This is a genomic window from Mesorhizobium sp. M1A.F.Ca.IN.020.06.1.1, assembly GCF_004023265.1.
Classification (GTDB): Bacteria; Pseudomonadota; Alphaproteobacteria; order Rhizobiales; family Rhizobiaceae; genus Mesorhizobium.
The window spans coordinates 1-2,265 of sequence record NZ_RZSR01000955.1 but is presented as its reverse complement, the minus strand read 5'-3'; the positions used below and the strand labels follow the sequence as shown (position 1 = coordinate 2,265).

The window sequence follows — 2,265 nt, the reverse complement described above, 5'->3', positions numbered from 1 at the left end:
CCCACAGCGCCCGCGCGAACACGTTGCGCTTGCCCTTGCGCGGCGCCAGCTCCACATCGCTGACCAGCTTCGCGCCGCCCTCGCGCCGCTCCAGCGTGATCTTGCGGCTGTGGAAGGCTTCCAGCTCGGCGCGGTGGGCGACGCTGATGACGGTGACCTTCGGCAATGCCTGGACCACCGTCTGCATCATCTTGTCCTGGCTCTTCTCGTCCAGCGCCGAGGTCGCCTCGTCCAGCACGACGATGTCTGGCTCGTGCAGCAGCAGGCGCGCGAAGGCGAGGCGCTGCTTTTCGCCGCCGGAGAGCGTCTGGTCCCACGGCGCCTCTTCCTCGATCCTGTCCCGCAGGTAGCCGAGGCCGACCTTGTCGAGGGCGGCGTCGATCTCGTCCACCGTCCAGTTGTCGGCGGCGGCCGGATAGGCGACCGCGCGCCGCAGCGTGCCGGTCGGGATGTAGGGGCGTTGCGGCAACATGAACAGCCGCTTGCCGGCATGGAAATTGACGCTGCCGCCGCCCCAGGGCCACAGGCCCGCGACGGCCCGCACCAGCGTCGACTTGCCGGTGCCGGATTCGCCCGCGACCAGCACCCGCTCGCCCGGGTTGATCTCGACCTTCGTCTCCTTGACCACGCCGGTGCCGTCATTGAGGGTGACGGAGAGATCGTCCAGGCTGAGCATGGCGCCGTTTTGCGTCTCGCCGCGCCGGATGCGCCCAAAGGACTCGCTCTCTTCGGCGCGCTCCAGCCCGTCGAGCGACATCATCAGCGAAGCGACGCGGCGCGCCGAGGCGTTCCAATCGGCCAGGCGCGGATAATTGTCGACCAGCCAGCCGAACGCGCCTTGCACGATGGCAAAGGCGGAGGCCGCCTGCATGACCTGGCCGAGCGACATCGAGCCTTCGAGGAATTTCGGCGCGCAGAGCAGCACCGGCACCACCGGCGCGAACAGCATCGACCCTTGCGAGACAATCGCGGTGCGCATGTGCTGTCCGGTCAGCAGCGCCCATTGCCTCAGCACATGGCCGAAATTCCTGTCGATGCCGCTGCGCTCCTCCGCCTCGCCGCCGAGCAGCGCGATGCTTTCGCCGTTTTCGCGGACGCGCGTCAGCGTATAGCGGAATTCGGCTTCCGCCTGGTTCTTCCGCTCCGAAAGCTGCACGAAATGGCGGCCGATGACCACCATCGAGGTCGAGGTGATGGCGGCATAGATGACCGCGGTGACGACGAGGAAGCCGGGGATGGTGATGCTCTCGCGGCCGAGCGGCAAGGTGAGCGCGCCGCCGATGGTCCACAGCACGACGATAAAGGTCGAGGCCGCCAGAAAGGCGTTGAGGACGCCGGAGATGAAATCGACGGGGGACTCGGTGGCGATGCGCAGATCTTCGGTGAGACGGGCTTCGGGGTTCGAGTGGTCGCCGGCGACGAGGTTCAGCTGATAGTAGCGGCCGCTGGCCAGCCAGCGCGCGATGACAGATGTGGTGAGCCAGGAGCGCCAGCGGCGCTGGATCGTCATACGCAGATAGACCTGAGCGACGACGAGGCTGGCGCTTCCGGCGACTAGCGGCACGAAGACGGCGCTCAGCATATAGACGGTGTGGACATTGCGCTGTTCGATGGCGTCGAAGAAGGCGCGGTTCCAGACATTGATGCCATACTGGAAGCCGACATTGACGCAGATCAGCACCAACAGCCCAATCGTAAACGGCCATGCGAGCTTGTCGCCATTCCGGCCCCAGTAGCCGCGCCCGCTGATCCAGAACCGCCTAAAGAGGTACTTCCTGCGCGCCTGCTCGGCCTCCTCGGGCGTCAGCTTCGGACCGGGCTCGACGGATTCCGGCGGCGGCGGCGCCGGTTCGCCGACGGCCTCCGGCGTGGCTTCGGCCGGCTCCTCTTGCTCGGGCGATTGCTTCGGGGGCGACCTTTCTTCGCGGGGTCTTTCCGGGTGCAAGCTTTCCGGCGGCGACTTTTCCGGCCGCGTCTTGCCCGGGGGTGCCTTCGCTGCGCCGGTCTTTGCGGGGCGCGACTTCCCGGCACCGCGCGGCTGGGCGCCGTCGGCCGATCTTGGCTTGAGCTTTGCTTCAGACATCAGCCGACAACGGCTCAAAAATCAGAAGGTTTCACGATCTCGGCGAGAGATGTTGCCTGCCCGCTCGGGCCTCGACCTCACCTCACCCGGCAAAACCCCGCCGCGCGACGGCCATGCCTTCCCACATCAGCTTGATCCCGAGCGCGCCGACCACGGCGCCGGCGGCGCGGTCGATCCAGTGC

1 protein-coding gene is annotated in these 2,265 nt (G+C 67.2%); it reads right to left on the bottom strand.

Annotated elements, in window-relative coordinates:
* On the bottom strand, positions 1-2,083 hold a 2,083-nt coding region (locus tag EOA60_RS29500; RefSeq protein WP_128312364.1), incomplete at its 3' end, for an ABC transporter ATP-binding protein/permease.
* Positions 2,084-2,265 lie beyond the last annotated feature (182 nt).